Source organism: Levilactobacillus cerevisiae, assembly GCF_003946245.1.
In the GTDB taxonomy this organism is placed as follows: domain Bacteria; phylum Bacillota; class Bacilli; order Lactobacillales; family Lactobacillaceae; genus Levilactobacillus; species Levilactobacillus cerevisiae.
Genome location: NZ_RHNN01000015.1, coordinates 1 through 20,692, shown reverse-complemented (window position 1 = coordinate 20,692; position 20,692 = coordinate 1). Strand labels below are relative to the sequence as shown.

Here is a 20,692-nt window from a genome sequence, read left to right as displayed (position 1 = left end):
CACTCACGCCTACATAGACGGTGTCCAACAAATATGGACACACGTTGCCAGTCCAGCGATGGTCACATGTCATGGTGAAAACCAATCATAACCGGAGGAGGACAGAGATGCAGGCAGCTGTGTCGACGACGTTAGCTGAGCGTTTTTCTCAGGTTACGCCGTGGGACGCGTTTGGAGACTGGCGAATTTTGACAGGCTTCAAACCGAGCCGGAGGAGCGCTTTTCAGGCCGCAGGCGGTCCCCACAGCAGCCGGAAACTCTGGCAGCCGCAGGTGGCTGGTTTCACCTATTAAGGGTTCTACAGTAATCATCACTAAAACAAAAAAGACCAACCGCTAAAGTAGCAGTCAGTCAGTTTGTGACTAAGATTGTGAATCCAAAGGTTCGTCCAACGTATGTGCAAGCACACCGTTGATAAACCGCCGAGACTGGTCGTCACTAAAGTTCTTGGCTAATTCCAAGGCTTCGTTGACGGCTACTCGGTTCGGCACTTCTTCCACGTAGTCAATTTCATAAAAGGCGATCCGCATGATTACCAAGTCTGTCTTGGCAATCCGCTTGAGCTGCCAACCAGTGCTCAGGTATTGGTCAATCTTCGCATCCAAGTCAGCTTGGTTTGCTAAGACGCCAGTTACCAATTGCTGGAGGTAGTCAGGCACGGGAACGGTTTGGTCCGGGTCATCCGTCAAGACACGTTGGTACAACGCATCATGATCGGCATCGGGATTGGCGTTCAAGGCAAAAAGCATTTGAAACGCCCGTTCCCGAATTTGATGTCGTGTAAGTGTCACTATTGGTCACTGTCTCCTTCATCGCTCTGGTTAAACAGGTTATCTGGATCAACCTGTTGCGCCGTCTTTTCGGGAATGACGCCTTCCACGTGAACGTTAACTTCACGCAAGTCAAGGTCTGTCATGAACAACAATTGTTGCTTCACGTTATCTTGAATGGCCAAGGCAACCTTTGGCACCGCTACCCCGTAATCCAAGTAAACGTAAACGTCAACAGCTAATTCATCGCCATCAAAGACCAGCTTAACGCCCTTACCGTGTTGTTCTTTACGACCCAACAGTTCCGTGACGCTATTTGCTAAAGAACCCCGCATCCGTGCGACGCCTTCGGTTTGACTAGCCGCAATACCGACGATAATTTCGAGGACTTGCGGTGCCACTTCGATTTTGCCCAAAGCGGGTTCCTTTGATTCTAAAATAATATTAGTATCTTCCGCCATTCGTTGACCCTCCCTTACTGATTAAACGTGTGTGAAAACTTAGGCACGGGAAATGTACGTACCGTCAGTGGTGTTGATGGAGAGCTTGTCGCCTTCGTTAACGAAGAATGGCACTTGAACGACTAAGCCAGTGTTCATGGTAGCAGGCTTGGAACCACCAGAAGCGGTGTTCCCTTTAATACCAGGTTCAGTAGCCTTAACTTCCAAAACAACGGTGTTAGGCACTTCAACACCCAAAACTTCGGAACCGTATTGAACCAAGTCAACATTCATGTTTTCTTGTAAGTAGTTCAATTGGGCCTTGATTTGTTCGTCAGGCACTTCGATTTGTTCAAAGTTATCCGTATCCATGAAGACCCGGTTAGAGCCATCTTCGTACAGGTATTGCATTGAACGCGTTTGGATGTCAGCTTGTTCCATCTTAGCACCGGCACGGAAAGTCTTTTCTTGAACGGCACCCGTCCGTAAATTCTTAAGCTTTGAACGAACGAAAGCGCCACCCTTACCAGGCTTAACGTGTTGGAACTCAATGATGCGCCAGATTGCGTGATCGACTTCGATCGTTAAACCGTTTTTAAAATCAGCAGTAGAAATTGCCATAATGTGTCAGCCTCCTAAAATATGTCCTCTTTATAATATCAATTCTTACCCATAAAAAGCAAGATAGGTGTGTCACTTACAGAATAATTAAATTCCGCGGCACACTAGTTAAGGTGTCATGACCCGTTGGGGTGACTAACAAATCATCCTCAATCCGGATACCACCCTTGCCCGTAAAATAAACGCCCGGTTCAACCGTGATGACTTCATTCGCCGTCATCACATCCGGCCAACCGCGGCCAATATTGGGACCTTCGTGAATATCCAGACCAATGCCATGGCCGGTGCCGTGAATAAAGGCAGCGCCGTATCCCTGGTCGGTCAAATACTGCCGACCGGTGCGATCCAGTTCGTCCCCCGTAACGCCGGGACGAACCGCCGCCATGATTTTCTCTTGGGCGGTCTGGACAGCATGGTAGGCCGCCGTTAAGTCCTGACCAGGATCACCCAAGGCCACGGTCCGCGTCAGGTCAGAGGTGTAGCCATCAACGTAAAAGCCACAATCAATCGTGACCAGTTCGCCGTTAGCCAACACCTTGTCACTCGCCTGTCCGTGGGGCCAAGCAGACCGGACGCCACTGGCCACAATCGTTCCAAAACTCGGACCGGTTGACCCGTGATCTTGCATCCAGCGTTCCAACCATTGAGCAGCCTGACGTTCAGTCATCCCGGGCCGCAACTGCTCTAGCAAGGCAAGGACTCCCTCACTCGTCAGTGCAGTGGCCCGTTTGATGGCTGCCAGTTCGGCCGGCTCCTTGATTTGGCGGAGTCCGTCGACGACATTTGCCAGCGGAACGATGTCCGTCATTAAATGCTCGTCTAACCATTCAAACTCGGCTAAGGTTAAACTATCCTCGATTCCCAGTACCGTCGCTCCAGCGGCCTCTAAGGCATCGTCAACAGCCTGCAGGTAGTCACGGGTGATGGTTTTGGGCACGTCCGGCATCGTTGTGGCCAATTCGGCCTCGTACCGGGCATCCGTTACGAACACCGCGCCCTGTTCAGTCACCAGCAGATACCCGTCTCCGGGCTCGACACTGGTCCCAACCAGATAACGCTGATTACTGGGAGACGAAACCAAAAAACTATCAATACTTAACGCTGAAAATTTGGCTTGTAACCGTTCGATTCTAGTCGTCATAACCCCAACCTCCTTGATGGATGGCAGAAAAAAGAAGAACTCAAAGCGAAATTGGTCTCGCCTCAAGCTCTTCAGTCGTTACGAGGAAAACCTCGTGTTATTTAGCTGCTTCTTCTGCAACTGGGTATACGGATACTTGACGCTTGTCACGGCCAAGACGTTCGAATTTAACGACGCCAGCAACCTTGGCAAACAAAGTATCGTCACCACCGCGGCCTACGTTCAAGCCAGGGTAGATGTGTGTCCCACGTTGACGGTAAAGGATAGAACCACCGGTAACAGTAGAGCCATCAGCAGCCTTCGTCCCAAGACGACGACCAGCAGAGTCACGACCGTTAGCAGTAGACCCACCACCTTTATGGTGAGAGAAGAATTGTAAGTTCATGTTCATCAGCATAAGTTTCACCTCCGCGTTTCAATCTTTGGTTTCAGCGAATTGAATATAATCCGCGTAATTTGTGGCGACATCTCTTAACCCATCCGCAAAACTCTGGAGGAGCGTTTGTCCCTTTAATTCGGCCGTTGCTTCCAGCTTTGGTGGAAGGTGGACTTCCAGATAACCACCCTCCTGATCACGATTCTCAACCTCTATTGGAATCTCAGCGATTCGTTGTAGAGCATTGACCGTCGTAATCGCAAGCACCGATACCGCAGCACAAACAATGTCTTGACCATACTCACCTGAGTCAGCGTGGCCAGTGATTTGGAATGAATCGATTCGGTTAGTTCCATGATGGAACGTCGCGTGAATCATCGAGATCGCCTCTCTTTAATCTTTAGGCTTAAGCGTTGATTGCGTCAACGACAACCTTAGTGTATGGCTGACGGTGACCCTTCTTCGTATGAGTACCCTTTTTGGCCTTATACTTGAAAGTAACAACCTTCTTTTCCAGGCCCTGCTTTTCAACAGTCCCAGTTACGGTTGCACCAGCAACAGTTGGTGTCCCGATCTTAGGCGTGTCGCCGCCGACAAAGACAACTTGGTCAAAAGTAACCTTTTCACCAGCTTCAACGTTCAACTTTTCGACGTAAACAGCTTGGCCTGCTTCGACCTTGTACTGCTTGCCGCCAGTTACGATAATTGCGTACATGTGTGTGCACCTCCTTAAATAGTTAGACTTAGACTCGCCGAAAACAAGTGCTCCGCAAGCGGAAAACTTAATGACTCGTCCCGAGCGGTTGCAGCTGTGGAAGTCCACAAATACAACATGAAAATTATACTTGATAGGATTTGCTGCGTCAAGCTTTTTCTGTCACAGCCGGCATGTCGATGCCAATCGGTGCGAACCAGGCCGCGACTGGCGTGGCTTCTGGCTTTAGTAATTGGCAAAAAGATTGCCCTAAATATTCTGGGCGGTAACGGCGATTATCATTGAGCCAATGATGAACCAACCCGGTAAACGCCGTCGCCAAAAAAGCCGTCTGCACATCCCAAGGAGGTTGCGCATTGCTGGGCGTTGGCAGGTGTTGCGCATAGCCAGCCAACTCCCGTTCGAATCGTTGTAAGAGCCGCGGTTGAAATTGCGTGAATTGTGGGTGCAACAAGACCAGTAAGATGCTGTGATGGGTGTCCACGTAACGTAAAGCTGGTCCTAAGGCAAACCCAGTTGTGGGCTCCCCTTCTGGTGCCAGCGTCGTCTTAGCTGCCGCAAACCATTCATCAATTACTTGCTGTTCCGTCTGCTCTAGGAAATCCACTTTATCCTTATAATGCAAGTAAAAGGTTCCCCGGGTAATCTGCGCCGTTTGCGTCAATTTCTGGACAGAGATCTGCTTCAAGGATTGCTGCTGCAACAACGTGCTTAATGCTTGACGCAGCCGTTCATTCGTCCGAACAACGCGTGGGTCTGTCTGACTGATAACGTCTCGCTCCCTTCCCTTGGTCAAAAAGCTAGTCCGATTAAGAACTAGCTTTTCATAAATCTACTAATAATCGTTAGCTTGGCGGTCGAGGTTCACCTGACGTTTTGCCTCGTAAGCTTGTTGAATCTGATCCTGACTAAAGCCAAAATCAACGAATCCCCACTTCAAGAACAAGCGCCAAGCATGCCGGAAGTCTTCCTGCCGGTGTGCAAAATGACTGTTAAAGACCATCCGCTTCAGAATCAAGTATTGTTGATCTTGATCCTTAGCAGGGCGGCTATTCTCCAGTGTCGTGAGATCCTCTTTCGTCAACATAATCAGATGCGTCCAGGTCTTCTTAGCCGCAACCAGGAAGAAGAAATCCATGGCATCCGTATATTCCGTTAACAGCGTCTCAGCCGGCGTCTGGCCATCATCAGCCTTCCCCCGGTGTGTCTTCCAAACTTTGAACCATTCCGAGGTGTTGGCAACTTCCGCTAACTCAACGTCTAATGCCACGTAAGCATTTTCAATTTGAGACTTGCGGGTCATTTCAATATCACGGTCACGCGTAATCTGTTCGTCTAACGCAATCGATTGTTGTACCAATTTTGCAAGTTCTAACACGTCGCGCTGGCCTCCTAACCGAAAATCAAAGGATCAGATGAAATTTCTAGATCCGTCAGGTTTTCTAGGTACCAATCACGCATGAATGGGTACTTCAAGAGAACGTCGAACCAGGAAATCTTCTGCTCGTCATCGTGGACGGTCAAGACCCATTCCGGCTGGCCCTCGAGTTGGTTATTGAAAATATCAACCACTACGCCATGCTCGAGCGCAATCTCGGCCCCGTTACCGTTGACGCCGTTGGTCAGCATGTAATCTTCCTTCGCCGCCATCACAAACAGGCGATCGACAATCCCTGCTGGCAGGTCTGACGAACGAACCGTATAGTTCTGCCGGTTAGCGGCATCCAAAATGTTGAAGTCCACGGAATAACCGTAATCTTCTTTCAGATAGCGGGCAAAGTCGACGAGAATTTGAACGGACGTTTTGACCGTCTCAGCCGGAACCGTGTCATGCAAATCAATGATGAAGAGCTGGGTCAGTGCGTGACTGTTGAAACGGAACATCTTCCGTTCCAGGTTCAAGTAGAACAGGGATTGGCCCGTGGCCCGTTCGCGGTAGTAAACGCCGCCATTTTCAGACGTTTCCACGCGGAAATTAAAAGTTCCCCGGTCGCCCAGCGGTGTTAACTGTTGCGTCAATTCTTCGTGGTGATCCCGCGACTGCAAGATCACATTTTTTCCCTGATCATGCAGTTCTAGCATCCGGGACATGAACAGCAGGTAGTAATCCGCATTGCTGTATTGATGGGGGAAGGTCACGTAATCGGAATCCAACGTAAAGTCGGCCAATTCCGTCGCGGCCGCCACCAATTGATCGGGATCAGTCGTTTTGATCAACTGTTCCATCAATTTGGTGAAGCGCAATCCCGTTTCCAGGCCATCCTTAATGGCTTCGTTGTAATTTAATAAGCGACCGCTGGTGGTCAACGTCGATGGATCATTTTCATTAATCATCAACTGTCACCTCGCCCTCACTCTTGCCTAAGAGGCTGTTCAAGTAATCTGCGTAAAGACTGGTGTTATGGGCCTCGAAGTGTTCGAAATCATCAAACGCGTCGCGAATACTTTGCTTTTCGTAGTTTAAAATGGTGTCCTCTTTAGACAACACAAGAATCTTATCATCGTTTTCCTTGATGGCTTTATGCGCGTTCAGGGCCTTCTCGTCCTCGTCCGCCAGCTTCGTCAATTCATCGATAATGTCTTGTCGTTCGTCCTTTAACTTGCCAGAGTCCCAAGGCATGCTGCTCTTAGAACTGTTCTCTTTGAGCTGTTCCCGCAGATCTGCCTTTTGGTTATCCCGCGTCGTTTGGGCGTCGACCAAGCTTTGTAGCTGTTCACTCTGCCCAGAAATAGATTCAATCTGTGCCGTGTTCAACCGTTGACCATGTGCCTCCAACGCAAAGGAATCCTTTAACTTCTGATATTCCTTCTGGTCAAATTCAAACTTCACGTTGATAACGTCTAAGTCACCGAACAACCGCCGATCCCACCAGTTACCAAAGTAAATGTGGAATAAACCAGTCGTGTATTCTTCGTAATAGAAAAATGGGTAGATGTGACCTAAGTAATCGATCAAATTGTCGCTCAAATAGTGACTGATTTGGGGATGAATATTGTCGACCAATTCGGCTAAATGGTTCACCGTCCGGGTCGCACGAGTCTTCTTAACTTCTTGATAGTAACGCACTTGGTCCAATAATTCGTAAACATTTCGGTCATCACCGTGCTGAACCGCCGCCTGCAACGTGCTTAAGTAATCGAGCTTGCTGGCAATCGCCTGTGTTAAGGTGTCGGCTGCACTAGCTTGTTGTTCTTGATTTTCCATGAATTTATCCCTCATTCTGATGTTCCCTAGCACTCGCCGAAAACATTTGGTTATACGTTCATGTTACCAAAAATCGGCACAGAAAAAAGCAGTTTGCCCGAAGTTTTATGGGAAAACCATTAATTTTTTCTTGCTCTGCAAAATTTGCCGGTACTTTTTACTGTGCGTAAAGTTTGGAAACCGCTAATGAAAACCAATCATCATTAGGGGGCAATCACAGATGACAATAAAAAAGCTCAAGACCCGTAACGGCCTGAGCTTTCCTTGCGACACAATTTATTTTTTAGTATTAGTACAGTTCCAGGTACTGATCGCGTTCCCATTCAGAAACTTGCGTCCGGTAGGAATTGTACTCCAAGTTTTTAGCTTCAATGAAACTTTGATACAAGTGATGGCCCATCGCGTTACGCATCACGTCATCCGCTGCCAAATCCTTCAAGGCGTTGTGCAACGTGTCAGGCAGGTTGGTAATGTGATTTTCTTGGCGTTCTTCGGCATCCATCCGGTAGATGTTCCGGTCGATGGCTTCACGTGGGGCCAAGCCATTACGCAACCCATCTAAGCCAGCTTCCAATACGGCGGCAATGGCCAGGTATGGGTTAGCTGCAGGGTCAACACTCCGTAATTCCAAACGGGTGGACAGGCCACGAGAATTTGGCACTCGGATCAAGGGTGACCGGTTAGAACCAGACCAAGCCACGTATACAGGGGCTTCGTAACCAGGAACTAAACGCTTGTAACTGTTCACGATTGGGTTGCAGATAGCGGTAAAGCTCCGGGCATGCTTCAAGAGACCGCCCAAGAAGTGGAAAGCATCCTCGGACAATTCCATCTTGCCGTCCTTATCAAAGAAGGCGTTCCCTTTGTCGTGGAACAAGGACATGTTCAAATGCATCCCCGAACCGTTGATACCAGCCAGAGGTTTTGGCATGAACGTCGCGTACAGCCCATACTTCCGGGCAACCGTCTTCACAACCAGCTTAAACGTTTGAATGTTATCAGCGGCCGTTAAGGCATCCGCGTACTTGAAGTCAATTTCATGTTGACCCGGTGCCACTTCATGGTGAGCGGCTTCAACATCAAAGCCCATCTCCTCAAGTGTCAAAACAATTTCCCGGCGACAGTTTTCGCCAAGATCCATGGGTGCCATGTCAAAGTAGCTCCCCTTATCGTTCAACTCAGTGGTTGGCTTGCCGTTTTCATCCATCTTGAACAGGAAGAATTCGGGTTCTGGTCCAATGTTAAAGTCCGTGAAACCAGCTTTACGCATGTCACCAAGCACACGAATCAAGTTGTTCCGCGGATCGCCCTCGAAGGGTTCGCCGTCGGTCGTATAGACTTCACAAATGACCCGCGCAATCTTGCCCCGTTCCGTGCTCCAAGGGAAAATCATCCAAGTGGATAGGTCGGGGTACAGGTACATGTCACTTTCTTCAATCCGGACGAAGCCATCGATTGAAGAGCCATCAAACATTAACTTGTTATCGAGCAACTTACCGAGTTGACTGATTGGTACCTCAACGTTTTTGATTGTACCAAATAAATCGGTGAACATTAACCGCAAGAACTTAACGTTTTCGTCCTTCGCCATCTGACGAATATCATCTTTGGAATATTCCGGTTTTGCCATTAAAAATCGCTCCCTGCTAATTTTTTAAATCCATTACCGTGGTCTAAAGGGGTCGTTGCTGAGACATCCCTGGTGCCGGGTGACCCAACCCACCCTGGCGAATAAATTCATCCTGCAAGATTCGCCGCACGTCTTCATCCGTTAAGGGTTGTTGCTGGGCCGTTTCCCTTGCCTGGGCTGCCTGATGCTGCTGATCATAAATGGCTTTGATGCCTGCCACGTTGACCCCATCAGCCAGGTAGTCTTTAATCTCCAGCAACCGGTCGACGTCATTCAACGAATACATCCGCCGATTACCTTCATTGCGTTCAGGAAAGACCAACTGCTGGGCCTCATAGTAGCGAATCTGGCGTGCCGTTAAGCTGGTTAATTTCATGACCGTACCAATTGGCAAAACTGCCAAGGAACGCCGTAACTCTTTTTCCTTCATCACTACTGGCCCCCTTCAACTATGATGCTATCATACCACGCTGAAAGCGCGCGTCAAGGGCTTATGTCAGAAAATGTGACATGTACGGCAAAAAACGTTCATTCTTTAATTAATCGCAAGAACTAACCCCTTAACCAATTTATAATTTGGCCCCTAATTTGGTCATAGGAGTCAGGATGTTGGACCAAATCATACCAAGTCGCCGCGGTCTGATTGCGAAACCAAGTGAGTTGTCGTTTGGCATAGTGGCGCGAATCCTGCTTGATCAGATCAACGGCCGCTGGAATCTTTTTCGGCTGATCCAGAACCGGCAGCAGTTCACGATACCCAATCCCCGTCGCGGGCGGTAACGCCGTGCCCCCTTGCACCGCCAGCCAGCGAACCTCGTCGAGCAGGCCTGCCTGCATCATCAACTCAACCCGCTGATTGATGCGGCTATAGAGCAGCGGCCGGTCGGTATTTAACGCTACATAAAGTTCGTCATACTGCGGACCGCCGTTGGCCTGGTGCGAAAATAATTGGCCCGTAACCTGAATCACCTCTAGTGCCCGCACAGTTCGTCGCACGTTCGTTGGCGGTATCTTCCCTGCCGCCACCGGATCAAGCGTCTGTAGGCGTTGCCAGAGAGCTTGAGCGCCCTTCTCTTGTGCCTCCGTGCGCAAGGCCTCACGGATCGTCGGATCACCCGGCGCATCCGCTCCTAATTTCAAGCCGTCAAATAAGGCTTGTAAGTAAAAACCCGTGCCCCCGGCGATTATTGGCAAATGGCCCCGATCCGTAATTTCTTGGATCAGCTGTTGCGCCGCCCTGACAAACTGCGCCACGGTAAATTGCTGGTCAACGTCTCGCACGTCAATCAGATGATGCGTCGCCGCGGCCTGCTCTGCCGGGGTGGCCTTTGCCGTACCAATATTCAGGTGCCGATACACCTGCATCGAATCCCCGGAAATGATTTCACCGTTGAATTCTTGGGCGAGTCGAATAGCCAGTGACGTTTTACCGACCGCCGTGGGACCCACAATTGCTAATACTTTAGCCATCACAATTTACCTCCCTGAACCTTGGCCCGTAACGCCACAGCACGTGCGGGATAATCGGTAATCAACCCGGCAAAGTGGTGTCGCAAGCAGTACGCCATGTCAGCCGGACTATTAACGGTCCAGGGGCGCAATTGCACGTGCGGTAACCAGAATCGGTGCGCCTTGACCCAACGAATGTCGGGATGCAAGACACCCACCTGGTGGGCACGCTGCATCCGTCTAGCTTGCCGCCCAGCTGTTTTAAATAGTTTCGCGTATTCGGCTTGCGGATATAAGCTACGAAGGGTAATGATCGATTGCGCCCGAAAGCTTGAAAAGACCAGGCGAAATGGCACCGGCTGTTGGGTAAAGTAATCAGCCAGCGCCTGTTCAATGCCGTCGTAATGAATCTTATTCGTCTTCAATTCCAGATTAAAGACGCCCGTGAACTTATCGTGGATCAATAGTTGAATCACCTCATCCAACGTCGGAATCTTGGTCCCAGCGAATTCACTGCCGAAGTAACTCCCAGCATCTAACCGTTTGAGCTCGGCCAAGCTGTGGTCCTGAACCAGCCCTGTACCATTCGTGGTCCGATCAACTTTTTCATCGTGCATAATCACTAACTGATGGTCACTGGAAAACTGGACGTCCGTTTCGATGCCATCCGCGCCAGCATCCAACGCGGCTTGAAACGCCAACAACGTATTTTCCGGCCGGGTACCCTTACTCCCCCGGTGCGCAATAACTTGTGTGGGTTGTCTCTTAAACACTATCCCCATTCCCTTCGCATTAATTCTACTTGTAAGGGTACCACAGAATGTGACGGTTTCATCCTAAATTGTTAATCGATTTCAACGTTGCTACCGTCCTTCAATGCTCTCAGCCTAGTGGGACTGCCGACTCAAAATTGCTGTAACACTGTCTAAACCTGCCGGCTTACCGTTCGCCAAATTTAGGCCGGAACGCTGTGGGTAGGACGCGGGTAGCCTGAGAAACGGTCTACCTGCTCGCTTTGAACCGCCCAACCCGCGTTTCAAAGTCGCCATTTCCCAAGATAATTCACTTGGGAAATTCCACGGCTGAGCCTAAATTTGGCTCACTCACGCCTACATAGACTTTGGCCAATTGTGGTGAGCAAACGTCGCCGGTCCAGCGATGATCGCATCAATGTCATATTGAAGAACTCCCTAACCGGAGGAGGCCAGAGATGGAGGTAGCTGTGACAACGGTGTTAGCTGGGAACCAGCTTACAGCGTGGGACGCGTTTGAAGACTGACGCTCTTGGTCAGGCTTCAAACCGAGCCGGAGGACCGCTTCTCAGGCCGCAGGCGGTCCCCATAGGCGCCGGAATCTCTGGCGCACTTTTCAACCAATTTAGCATTGACAATCATTGTCAGCTGGACTTCCCCAAGTACTTTGTCATTTTCAATCTTGGCTGCGTGTAAATCACTAGCAATTCGTTGGGAAAACAAGCATAATGGAAGCGGATAACTTAAAATCTTAAATGATGGGAGTCGAATGCTATGAAGCACTTCACAAAAGGGTTCTTATTTGGCGTTGTGGCCACTGCTAGTGCCGTTGCCGGCGCAGTCTTTTCCTTCAAGAAAAAGGTCGTTCAACCAATTGAGGATCAAGAATCACGGTTTGAAGAAAACCGGAAATTGGCTAATCGCAAGAGCCACGCTGCTCATCACGGTTAAACACAGGACATTCACTTTGAACCATTCAGGCTAGAATTTTAAAAAGCGTGTCGCAAAAATTTGCGACACGCTTTTCTGTATTAATTGGTTTTCTTAGTCTTGCCTTGCCAACGGGCATATCCCGTCTTCAGGATAGAAATATCCTTATAGCCCTCTTTGCCCAACAGCAAAGCAGCCCGGGTGCTTAACGCCTTACCTTGATCGTACAGGTAGACGGGTAAGTCAGCCCGGATACCGGTATGATAAGCCTTGAACGTGGAGTAAGGGATGTTGCGGGCCCCTAAAATATGGCCAGCATCAAAGTCCTTCTTTTCCCGCAGGTCAATGACCTGGGCCTTGCGCATACCGTCCTGGAACTTGTCCTCGTCAATGACGGTGGCCACTTGGTTCCGGCGCACGATGGTGATCATTTGCCAGCCTGCCCAGCCAATGATTAAGACTAACAAAATGATGGTGTAGACCATCATTCCTGAAATTGCTGCAATTACCAAACTAAATCGTCCTTCCTAAACCGCTTGTTCTAGTTGCTCTTTTGGAACCGCAAAGCCAATGAAGCGGCACCGATCACACCGGCATCGTTCCCCAATTGGGCTAAGCGTAACTTCGTTGAGTCTCGAACAGCTGGAAAGGCATTTTCTTGGAAATACCGCGTCGTTGGTTGTAACAACGTGTTACCAGCGTTGGAAACCCCACCACCAATAATGATGTTGGCTGGATTCAAAATGTTTGCGACGTTGGCCAAGGCCAAGCCCAAGTAGAAGGTTACCCGGTCAACAACTTGGTTGGCTAAAATGTCACCGTTGTCAGCCAAGTAGAAGATCATCTTGGACGTGACGCTCTCTTGGTTGTCTTCCATTTCCTTTAAACGAGACGTGCCCATGAAGTCCTTGGCCATGTCAGCGGCCACGTGGACCACGCCGGTTGCGGAAGCGTATTGTTCCAAGCAACCGCGCTTGCCACAAGTACACAGGTAGCCATTTGGTTGAACTGTCACGTGACCGAGTTCACCGGCCCCGCCGTTAACACCGTGCAAGAGGTGGCCACCAGCGATAACCCCACCGCCGACACCTGTTCCCAGGGTAACGAAGACGACATCGCTGTCCTTTTCGCCGGCACCCTTCCAGTATTCACCCAATGAAGCCACATTGGCATCATTATCGAGGATGAATTGCAGGCCTAAGGCATCTTGAATCTGGTCGCGCACTTGTTGCCGCTTCTTCCAGTTCAGGTTGAAGGCACCAATAACGGTCCCATTTTCAATATCGACAGAACCTGGCGTTCCCATCCCAATACCGAGAAAATCGGTTTTACTGAATTCTGAGTTAATAATATGTTGGCTGATTGAATCAATGATGTTCGGAACGATGTGGCTCCCCTCATCAGAGATATCAGTTGGAATGCTCCACTTTGTCAGGATTTCCCCTGCGAGTGAGAGAAAAGCCATTTTTGTGGTCGTCCCACCTAAATCGATTCCAATTAAATTCCGTGCCATAACGCTAAATCCCTCCAATGGATTGGTGATTGATTTTTGCTCGTTGTTCCTCTAAACGGTGCTCATGCGTGAGAACAATCTTGGCCTGGACAAAGGTTGGGTCGTCCACCACCCGTGCTCGGCGGAGGTGGTCCAATTCCAAAGCCATAACCTCGATATCCCAAAGCCGCTTACCGACGTACACATAAATACCAAATTTTTTAAGTAGCTGCTGAACATCATATAACGTTTTCATTGTGCCACAACCTCCATGAAATTGCACGAGACTTTTCGATAATTACTGTGCCATACCGTGCAAATACAGCCAGACCAATCCAACAATTAAGACGATGGTTGCTACAATTCGCTTAAAGGTGCTAACCTTACCAATTCTGGGAACACCCAATGTATACGCTACCAGGAAGCCGGCCGCAAGTCCACCAATATGGCCAGCCAAATCAATGCCTGGCGTGAACAGGTCAAACGCAATGTTCATGACGACAAACGCTAAGAACGTCCGGGCAAGCTGTCGGATCACCTGATTTTGCCAGAAGGATTCTCCCAGCATCAGGAAAGCCCCAAACAACCCGAAAATAGCCGTGCTAGCACCCGCCGACAGGCTGTCAGAGAAACAGAACGACGCAACGTTCCCACCAACCCCAGCAATCAGGTACATCAACAGGAAGCGGGTGTGGCCAAAAGCGGCCTCAATCTGCATCCCCACGAAGTACAGGGTGATCATGTTCATTAAGATATGGGTGAACCCAATGTGCAGAAACATCGGCGTGAACAGCCGCCACCATTCCCCCTGTTGAATCAAGGTGTTGAGCTTGGCCCCAAAGGTAATCAGGACGTTCACACTGGTACTGCCCCCGGCTAACGTCATGGCCCCAAAGACCAACGCGTTAATGACGATCAAACCAATTGTCATGTAAGGCGTCTGGTCCAGTCGGCGTAACCGGTATTTAAAATTCGTCACCGCAAGGCTTCCTTTCTACTGGACGGGCGCCGCCAAAACAGCGTCCAATAAGACATCGAAGTCATCAACTGGCCAGGTTGGCCGCGTAACTTGTTGTGCTGGCAAAGCCAAGGCCACCTTAAAACCAGTTGTCTGGGGTAAAAAACGGTCATAATAACCGCCACCAAAGCCTAGCCGCTCACGTGTCGTGGCAAACTTCAGCCCGGGCACAATCAGCAAATCAAACGTAGCTGGTTCGATAATGGCACCGTTGACCGGTTCCTGCAAGCCAAACGAACTAGTCACAAAGGTCGTTTGGTCATCCACGACGTGAAAAGCCATCTGCCGTTGCGGCAACGTCGCCGGCACCGCAATCGTCTTGCCAGCAGCGCGGGCAGCCGCAATAATCGGCTGTGTTGCCAGTTCAAAGCCACTGCTGATGGTGGTCGCCACCGTTTTAGCAGACTGCCACGCCGGTAACGCCAGTAGTTGCCGATACAAATCCGTCGATGCGCTTTGGCGCTGATCAGCCGGCATTGCCGTTAAGGCCTGAATCGTTTGTTGCCGAATCTCTGCTTTGGCCAACATTGGTTTACCCCTTTTGAATTATTTTTCAACAAAAAAAGGTGCGGACTCTCGCCCGTACCCCTTACTTAGTTTCACGATGCAAAGTTACTTTCCGGTCCCGAGGGCAGTACTTCTTAAATTCAACCCGGTCCGGGTTATTACGCCGGTTCTTGCTGGATAAGTAGTTGCGTTCGTGGCATTCCGTACATTCTAAAGTGATGTGTACACGCATTGTGGGTAACCTCCCAACTTGTTTAGAATTACAGGCTAGAGCCCTTAACTCGTAATATATTACCATTAATCGGCGTCAATTACCAGTGATAATCCCAAATATGTTAAGCAAAAATACTTAACAGCTGAAAAATCGCCCCTACCGCGCGCTTTGTTCCCGTTACCTGCCTTTTGAAACTTTTTTCACGGCTGGCGACTACTTAATGGTTGACGTTGATTGTACCGTCTTCCAATAAGCCGAATAGATCTGTTTAGCCAGCTTCATGTTGTTATCTTCAGCGTTGACACCCAGGTTAGGCATCGCTAACGCCACAACCACTTGTGGGTTCGTTGAAGGCGCGTAAGAAGCTAAACTCAACGTGACCGTTTCAGTCCCCTTGTAGTACGTTTGGGCTGTCCCAGTCTTAGCAGAGATCTCTGGTTTAATCGAGGAAAGCTCGCCACCGGTCTTGTAAGTGTTACTCCCGTGAACCACATCATACAAACCTTCAGTGACTAGTTTCTTCTGGGCAGCGGTCATGTCGATTCGGTTCAGAACCTTCGGCGTCACGGTATCCTTAACGGCTCCCAGTGACCCGTCCGAAGAAGTTCCCCGAATGGCACTCACCACGTGCGGCGCAATCCGCGTCCCACCGTTGGCAATCGTGGACATGTATTGGGCGACTTGCAAGACCGTGTAGGCATCGTAGTTCCCGAATGACAAGTCTAACGCATTCCCAATGTGAGCGTAACTGCTGGAACCTTGCAAACCAGTACTTTCGCCAGGGAGGTCAATCCCGGTAGAAACACCCAACCCAAATTGGTTGAAGTAACCCCGTTCCTTGGCAAAGATACTCGTGTTCATGGTCAAAGCAGCACCAGACGTGTAGTTAAAACCAGCTTCCTTCATAGCTAATTGCATCATGTAGGAGTTAGAGGAAACTTCCAGCGCGCCGGACGCATTAACGGCAATGTCTTGACCCCCAGATTTGTTAAACCAGGAAGCCTTCTTGACCCCACCAACTGTGATTGGTTTATCGGTCAAGGTGTTGTTCGATGTGGTAATAGCACCATCCATCAGTGCCCCTGAAACCATGGCACCCTTAACAACGGACCCCATAACGATGTCGCTGTTCATGGTTCCCAGCGCGTTCGTGGTGATCTTGCCAGTTGATGGATTTCGGTCGACACCGGCCATCCCAATGATGCCCCCGGTATTGGGGTTCATGACGACGGCATAGGTCCCGGTCGAGTCACCACCAGCACCGGATTCAGCGGAATGAACCAGCGTTTGCAGTTGCTTCTGGAAGGTTGAATTGATGGTCAGTTGGAGGTTATCCCCCTTAGAACCACCGTACTTCTTGACTTCCTTAGTCACCGTCGACCCAGAAACCTCAACCTGCTTTTCAGACTTGGTTCCGCGAAGAACGGATTCATATTCTTGTTCCAAATATGACTGACCCACACTATCATTCCGGGAATACCCTTGGGCAAGCAACTCGTTGACCTTGTCACTAGGTAACCCCGTCTTTTCAGAGGAAACCGTCCCAATGATCGACTTGATTGACGACCCGTTCGGATAGTTCCGTGACCAACTCGTTCCCACCTGAACCCCAGGCATTTCGGATAAATGTTCACCGATTTCCGCAATTTCCTTGCTGGAGACACCGGAATCCTTGATGTAGGTGGTTGACAGTGAGTAGGCACCACTCATTTTGGCAAAAATTTCTGCCGCGTTTTTCTGCTTTTTCGTCAGCTTAAACGAGGAGTCATTTTCAAGGTAAGACAACGCCTTGTTGTATTTCTGGGTGGTGGACATGCCACTGGTCCCAGAAAGTTTCTTTTCCACGGCAGCCAACCGATTCGTATCCGTTAAATAGTAGTCGATGGCCTGACGTGGGGTCAAGGCGCTAGTGGAGACGGTCAGGTAATTCCCCAACTTATTGGCGATGTCGTACATGCTGGATGAGAGCACGCTCACACCTTTGGTATACGAAATCGCTTGGTGCGCCTTGTTGCCAACCAACACCTTACCGTTGGAGTCATAAACCATCCCCCGTTGAACGTTGGTGGTTTCAATCGTGGTGTCGGTCGAATTGACCTCGGCCTTAAATTGTGACCCATAAATTACCTGCAAATACGCTAACTGACCAATCAGCGCCGCAAATAGCAGGGCAACAATAATGAAAAGAAAGTTCAACCGAAACGGGATCTCGGACTTCACGGGACCGCCACTAGACCGTTGATTTCGGTTGCTAACGCGATTATAAAAATTCTTCACAACAGTTCTGCTCCTTATTGTACAGCTACTATTTTACCAAACTTCGTTGCCGGTCACTATCCCACTTCCGAAATTTAACGAAACTATGCTATTCTAGAAGTCGGATAGAATGACGCTCAACTGGTATTCTAGCATACTGTGATTCTTCTCAAAGTGACCTGTCCCCCATTTTAACAAAAATAAATAAATTGTGGGGGGATTTCTGTCCTGAACCCAATTATTTCTGCGATTCACCAGAGTATTTTAAGTGAATTCTGAATTCTCCATTAAAATAGGATAAACGACACCCACTCTCGCGCCAGTATAGTATGATAAGAATTAGTTCATCTTTAACGAGCTTCTGGGTTTTTGTCCCAGCCTCGTGCACAACTCACGAACAACGCACTCTGAAATTATTTTAAATTTTTGAAAGATTGAGGTGGCTTCCTTGCAAGACAAAAAACGGCGTTGGTCCCTTTCCCGACGTCAATCCACACTTTTAGGGGCGTTTCTAACGCCTTTCCTGTTAATGACGGCGTACTTCATCTACCGTCAGATGGCACCATTTGGCTCGAGTAGCCTGTTAACGGTCGATTTGGGACAACAGTACATCGACTTCTTCGCATACCTTAGACGGGCCCTCCTGCACGATCCTAGTAGCATCTTCTACTCCTTCGCCAACGGCTTAGGGGGCGAAATGCTGGGGACCTGGTCCTACTATCTGCTGAGCCCGCTGAATTGGCTCCTGCTCCTGTGTCCGGGCACCACCCTCACCACCGGCGTTTTCCTGCTGACCGTTTTCAAATACGGTCTGGCTGGTCTGACGTTTGGCTGGTTACTCGAGAAGACGACCAAGCAACGCGGGATGTTGACGGTGACCTTTGCCACTGCTTACGCCTTAATGGGGTGGTCGATTGCGAACCAATTGAACGTGATGTGGTTAGATGCCGCCTACCTGTTGCCATTGATTTTCTACGGTCTCTACCTCATGATGCATACCGGCAAATGGCGCACGTACGTCGTCTGGCTAACCATCATGCTCGTCGTCAACTACTATATGGCCTACATGATCTGCTTGTTCTTGATTTTGGGGTTCATTTGGTTGGCGGTCGACCGGTTTACCACCTGGCGACACTTCTGGGGGCAAACCCTTAAATTCGGATTAACCTCAGCTGTCAGTGGCCTGTTGGCAGCGTTTGTTCTGCTCCCCACCTGGTGGTCATTGTCCCAGAGTAAGGCACAGTACACCGTCACCACCTTTAAATGGAAATTTGAGTTCTACCCGCCAAAAATGATTGCCAAATTCTTCATGGGGTCCTTCAACTTCGATCAAATGCCTAGTGGGACAGCCAACCTGTTCATCGGGGCGATTGCCTTGTTGGGGAGCCTGTTCTTCTTCGCTGACCACCGCATCAAACTGCGAAGTCGTATTACAGCGGGTCTCGTGACGTTATTTCTGGCACTTTCACTCTGCGTTCAGCCACTCGATCTGTTGTGGCACGCGGGTCAATTTCCCGTGTGGTATCCTTACCGGTTCTCCTTCATCGTCAGTTTCTGGCTGATCTGGTTGGCCGCACAAACGTTGACGCTTGATTTCGAGCCTGGCTGGTTGGCCATCGCCGTGGTTACCCTCATCATGGCGGTTGGAACGGCATACGTGGCGCTCAACCTCAAAACGTTTAAATTTTTACAGATGAACCAAGTCTTGCTGGGATTGTTCTTCGTCATTTTGGCTTTGGCGTTAACGACGCTCCCAATCAAACACCACTGGATTTATCCGTTGGCCTTCTTCGTCATCGGGATTACCGAGGTGTCTGCCAACGCCTTCATGTCGTTAAACAACATTAGCTACGTCTCTCAGGGCGAATACGGCAACTACACCAATGAGCTTCAACGCCTGGTCAACCGTGTGCAGAAGAAGGATACAGGTTTCTACCGTATTGGTAAGACGTTCCTGCGGACTAAGGGGGATGCCTTCCAAACCGGTTTCAACGGTGGCGGTGTCTTCTCCTCCGTCCTGCCCAAGGCGACACCCACCTTCTACGGCAACATTGGGAGTCCTGACGGTGATGGCTTCGTGGAATACAGCAACGGGACCCTGGTAACCGACTCCCTGCTAAACATGAAATACTACTTCCAGCAGAAACAGCTCGCTGGTGCGCTCAGTGGCAGTAGCATGTTACCGGCGTCCAGCAATAAGGCCGACCTAGCCGACTACCAGAAAGTCGGGCAAGACCAATGGGCAACGACTTATAAGAATCCCTATGCCCTGCCAATGGGTTACGCCGCTAGCAAGCAAATACTCACGTTGAAAGACAAAACTGCTGATCCCGCTCAATACCAGGCAAATTGGCTGGCTGCTTTGACCGGAAATTCAGCGGACAAGAAGCTCTACACGGCGCAGAACTTTGACCAGGTCACGTTCCAAAACATTGCCCAGCAATCTAAGATTACCGGTGCCGTCTTGCAACGAAAGGACCTGTTGAAGCCCGCGAAGATCACCCTGACCTTCACGCCGCAAACGAACGATGCCTACTACTTGACGTTTGGTTCAACGGTCAACTCCGACAACGCCACCTTCATCTTGAACGGTAAGACGTTGGATCAGTACAAGACCTACCGGAATACGATTATGGTGAGTGCTGCCGCCAATGCCAAGGGTCATAAGCAGACACTGACGATCCAACTGAAGAAGGGCTCCCTGTGGCTGGACAACTTCACGTTGTACCAACTGAAGACGGCGACCTTCCAGCAAGCTGTTAGCCAGTTAAAGACCCAGCCATGGCACCTGACGAAGCACAGCAGTCGCTACTTCAGTGGCACGATTACCACGAAGAAGTCCGGCCAAGTGCTCAACACGTCCATTCCATACTCCACGGGTTGGCGCGCAACCGTCAATGGCAAAACGGTGAAGACTTATAAGACCGTCGGCATGTTTACCGCGCTTAAGCTCCCTAAGGGCAAGAGCACGGTGACCCTGTCGTACTGGCCACCGCTGTTAAACGCCGGCGTACTCGTTAGCCTAGTGACGCTCTTAGGCCTGACGGGCGGCTGGTGGTTGACGCACCGTCGTCACGATTAACTGAATGACACAATTAAGGTTCTAAAATATCTGTTGTTGGTAATCAAATGAATTTGATTACTGGCAACGGATATTTTTGTATAATCAAAGAATG

Annotated in this window: 24 protein-coding genes and 1 other annotated feature; of the genes, 2 read left to right on the top strand and 22 right to left on the bottom strand. The window is 49.7% G+C overall.

The window, feature by feature from the left end:
* Positions 1–362: 362 nt before the first annotated feature.
* From nusB to EKM99_RS08580, 15 genes are all read right to left on the bottom strand, one after another.
* Entirely contained in the window at positions 363–791 is a 429-nt protein-coding gene (gene nusB, locus EKM99_RS08650) for a transcription antitermination factor NusB (protein ID WP_125582859.1), read from the bottom strand.
* On the bottom strand, positions 791–1,231 hold the full coding sequence (locus tag EKM99_RS08645) for an Asp23/Gls24 family envelope stress response protein (protein WP_125582857.1): 441 nt from the start codon (positions 1,229–1,231) through the stop codon (positions 791–793). The genes nusB and EKM99_RS08645 overlap by 1 nt, the downstream gene beginning before the upstream one ends.
* Before the next feature lie 39 nt (positions 1,232–1,270).
* Entirely contained in the window at positions 1,271–1,831 is a 561-nt protein-coding gene (efp, locus tag EKM99_RS08640; protein WP_125582855.1) for an elongation factor P, read from the bottom strand.
* Positions 1,832–1,907: 76 nt separating this feature from the next.
* Entirely contained in the window at positions 1,908–2,972 is a 1,065-nt protein-coding gene (locus EKM99_RS08635) for a M24 family metallopeptidase (RefSeq protein WP_125582853.1), read from the bottom strand.
* Between the two features lie 97 nt (positions 2,973–3,069).
* Complete coding sequence (rpmA, locus tag EKM99_RS08630; RefSeq protein ID WP_269801535.1) at positions 3,070–3,363, bottom strand: 50S ribosomal protein L27; 294 nt, start codon at positions 3,361–3,363, stop codon at positions 3,070–3,072.
* Positions 3,364–3,387: 24 nt separating this feature from the next.
* Positions 3,388–3,726 (bottom strand): ribosomal-processing cysteine protease Prp, encoded by a 339-nt coding sequence (locus tag EKM99_RS08625; protein ID WP_125582851.1) that lies wholly within the window; start codon positions 3,724–3,726, stop codon positions 3,388–3,390.
* 28 nt (positions 3,727–3,754) lie between these two features.
* Complete coding sequence (rplU, locus tag EKM99_RS08620; RefSeq protein WP_125582849.1) at positions 3,755–4,063, bottom strand: 50S ribosomal protein L21; 309 nt, start codon at positions 4,061–4,063, stop codon at positions 3,755–3,757.
* 20 nt (positions 4,064–4,083) lie between these two features.
* Positions 4,084–4,163: a sequence feature (ribosomal protein L21 leader region), on the bottom strand.
* 48 nt (positions 4,164–4,211) lie between these two features.
* A complete protein-coding gene (locus EKM99_RS08615) occupies positions 4,212–4,859 on the bottom strand; it encodes a TetR/AcrR family transcriptional regulator (protein ID WP_225419825.1) in 648 nt (215 codons plus the stop codon).
* Positions 4,860–4,898: 39 nt separating this feature from the next.
* Positions 4,899–5,441 (bottom strand): dUTPase, encoded by a 543-nt coding sequence (locus EKM99_RS08610; protein WP_125582847.1) that lies wholly within the window; start codon positions 5,439–5,441, stop codon positions 4,899–4,901.
* Positions 5,442–5,455: 14 nt separating this feature from the next.
* Positions 5,456–6,397, bottom strand: coding sequence for a hypothetical protein (locus tag EKM99_RS08605; RefSeq protein WP_125582845.1), 942 nt, complete (start codon positions 6,395–6,397; stop codon positions 5,456–5,458).
* A complete protein-coding gene (locus tag EKM99_RS08600) occupies positions 6,390–7,268 on the bottom strand; it encodes an exonuclease SbcC (protein ID WP_125582843.1) in 879 nt (292 codons plus the stop codon). The genes EKM99_RS08605 and EKM99_RS08600 overlap by 8 nt, the downstream gene beginning before the upstream one ends.
* Before the next feature lie 289 nt (positions 7,269–7,557).
* Positions 7,558–8,898 (bottom strand): type I glutamate--ammonia ligase, encoded by a 1,341-nt coding sequence (glnA, locus tag EKM99_RS08595; protein ID WP_125582841.1) that lies wholly within the window; start codon positions 8,896–8,898, stop codon positions 7,558–7,560.
* 43 nt (positions 8,899–8,941) lie between these two features.
* Positions 8,942–9,328, bottom strand: a complete 387-nt coding sequence (locus EKM99_RS08590; RefSeq protein WP_125582839.1) for a MerR family transcriptional regulator — start codon at positions 9,326–9,328, stop codon at positions 8,942–8,944.
* A 122-nt stretch (positions 9,329–9,450) separates the two neighbouring features.
* Positions 9,451–10,368, bottom strand: coding sequence for a tRNA (adenosine(37)-N6)-dimethylallyltransferase MiaA (miaA, locus tag EKM99_RS08585; RefSeq protein ID WP_125582837.1), 918 nt, complete (start codon positions 10,366–10,368; stop codon positions 9,451–9,453).
* Positions 10,368–11,120: a glycerophosphodiester phosphodiesterase gene (locus EKM99_RS08580; protein WP_225419824.1), complete on the bottom strand. Its 753-nt coding sequence runs from the start codon at positions 11,118–11,120 to the stop codon at positions 10,368–10,370. Before EKM99_RS08580 ends, miaA begins: the two co-directional genes overlap by 1 nt.
* A 753-nt stretch (positions 11,121–11,873) precedes the next feature.
* Between EKM99_RS08580 and EKM99_RS08575 the strand changes: the two genes are divergently transcribed.
* The gene (locus EKM99_RS08575) at positions 11,874–12,050 is read left to right on the top strand and encodes a DUF3042 family protein (RefSeq protein WP_125582833.1); all 177 of its coding nucleotides are present in this window, start codon (positions 11,874–11,876) and stop codon (positions 12,048–12,050) included.
* An 80-nt stretch (positions 12,051–12,130) separates the two neighbouring features.
* Here the strand turns inward: EKM99_RS08575 and EKM99_RS08570 are convergent, their stop codons facing one another.
* The 7 genes from EKM99_RS08570 to EKM99_RS08540 form a co-directional block, all read right to left on the bottom strand.
* Positions 12,131–12,541, bottom strand: a complete 411-nt coding sequence (locus EKM99_RS08570; RefSeq protein ID WP_125582831.1) for a rhodanese-like domain-containing protein — start codon at positions 12,539–12,541, stop codon at positions 12,131–12,133.
* Positions 12,542–12,570: 29 nt separating this feature from the next.
* Complete coding sequence (locus EKM99_RS08565; RefSeq protein ID WP_125582828.1) at positions 12,571–13,542, bottom strand: ROK family glucokinase; 972 nt, start codon at positions 13,540–13,542, stop codon at positions 12,571–12,573.
* Between the two features lie 4 nt (positions 13,543–13,546).
* Complete coding sequence (locus tag EKM99_RS08560; protein WP_125582826.1) at positions 13,547–13,777, bottom strand: YqgQ family protein; 231 nt, start codon at positions 13,775–13,777, stop codon at positions 13,547–13,549.
* A gap of 42 nt (positions 13,778–13,819) precedes the next feature.
* Complete coding sequence (locus EKM99_RS08555; protein WP_125582824.1) at positions 13,820–14,500, bottom strand: rhomboid family intramembrane serine protease; 681 nt, start codon at positions 14,498–14,500, stop codon at positions 13,820–13,822.
* A 15-nt stretch (positions 14,501–14,515) separates the two neighbouring features.
* Entirely contained in the window at positions 14,516–15,067 is a 552-nt protein-coding gene (locus tag EKM99_RS08550; RefSeq protein ID WP_125582822.1) for a 5-formyltetrahydrofolate cyclo-ligase, read from the bottom strand.
* A gap of 61 nt (positions 15,068–15,128) precedes the next feature.
* On the bottom strand, positions 15,129–15,278 hold the full coding sequence (rpmG, locus tag EKM99_RS08545; protein ID WP_011667723.1) for a 50S ribosomal protein L33: 150 nt from the start codon (positions 15,276–15,278) through the stop codon (positions 15,129–15,131).
* 195 nt (positions 15,279–15,473) lie between these two features.
* Complete coding sequence (locus tag EKM99_RS08540; RefSeq protein ID WP_125582820.1) at positions 15,474–17,537, bottom strand: peptidoglycan D,D-transpeptidase FtsI family protein; 2,064 nt, start codon at positions 17,535–17,537, stop codon at positions 15,474–15,476.
* Positions 17,538–17,964: 427 nt separating this feature from the next.
* On the opposite strand from EKM99_RS08540, the gene EKM99_RS08535 reads away from it, so the two are divergent.
* Positions 17,965–20,598: a YfhO family protein gene (locus tag EKM99_RS08535; RefSeq protein WP_125582818.1), complete on the top strand. Its 2,634-nt coding sequence runs from the start codon at positions 17,965–17,967 to the stop codon at positions 20,596–20,598.
* Positions 20,599–20,692 lie beyond the last annotated feature (94 nt).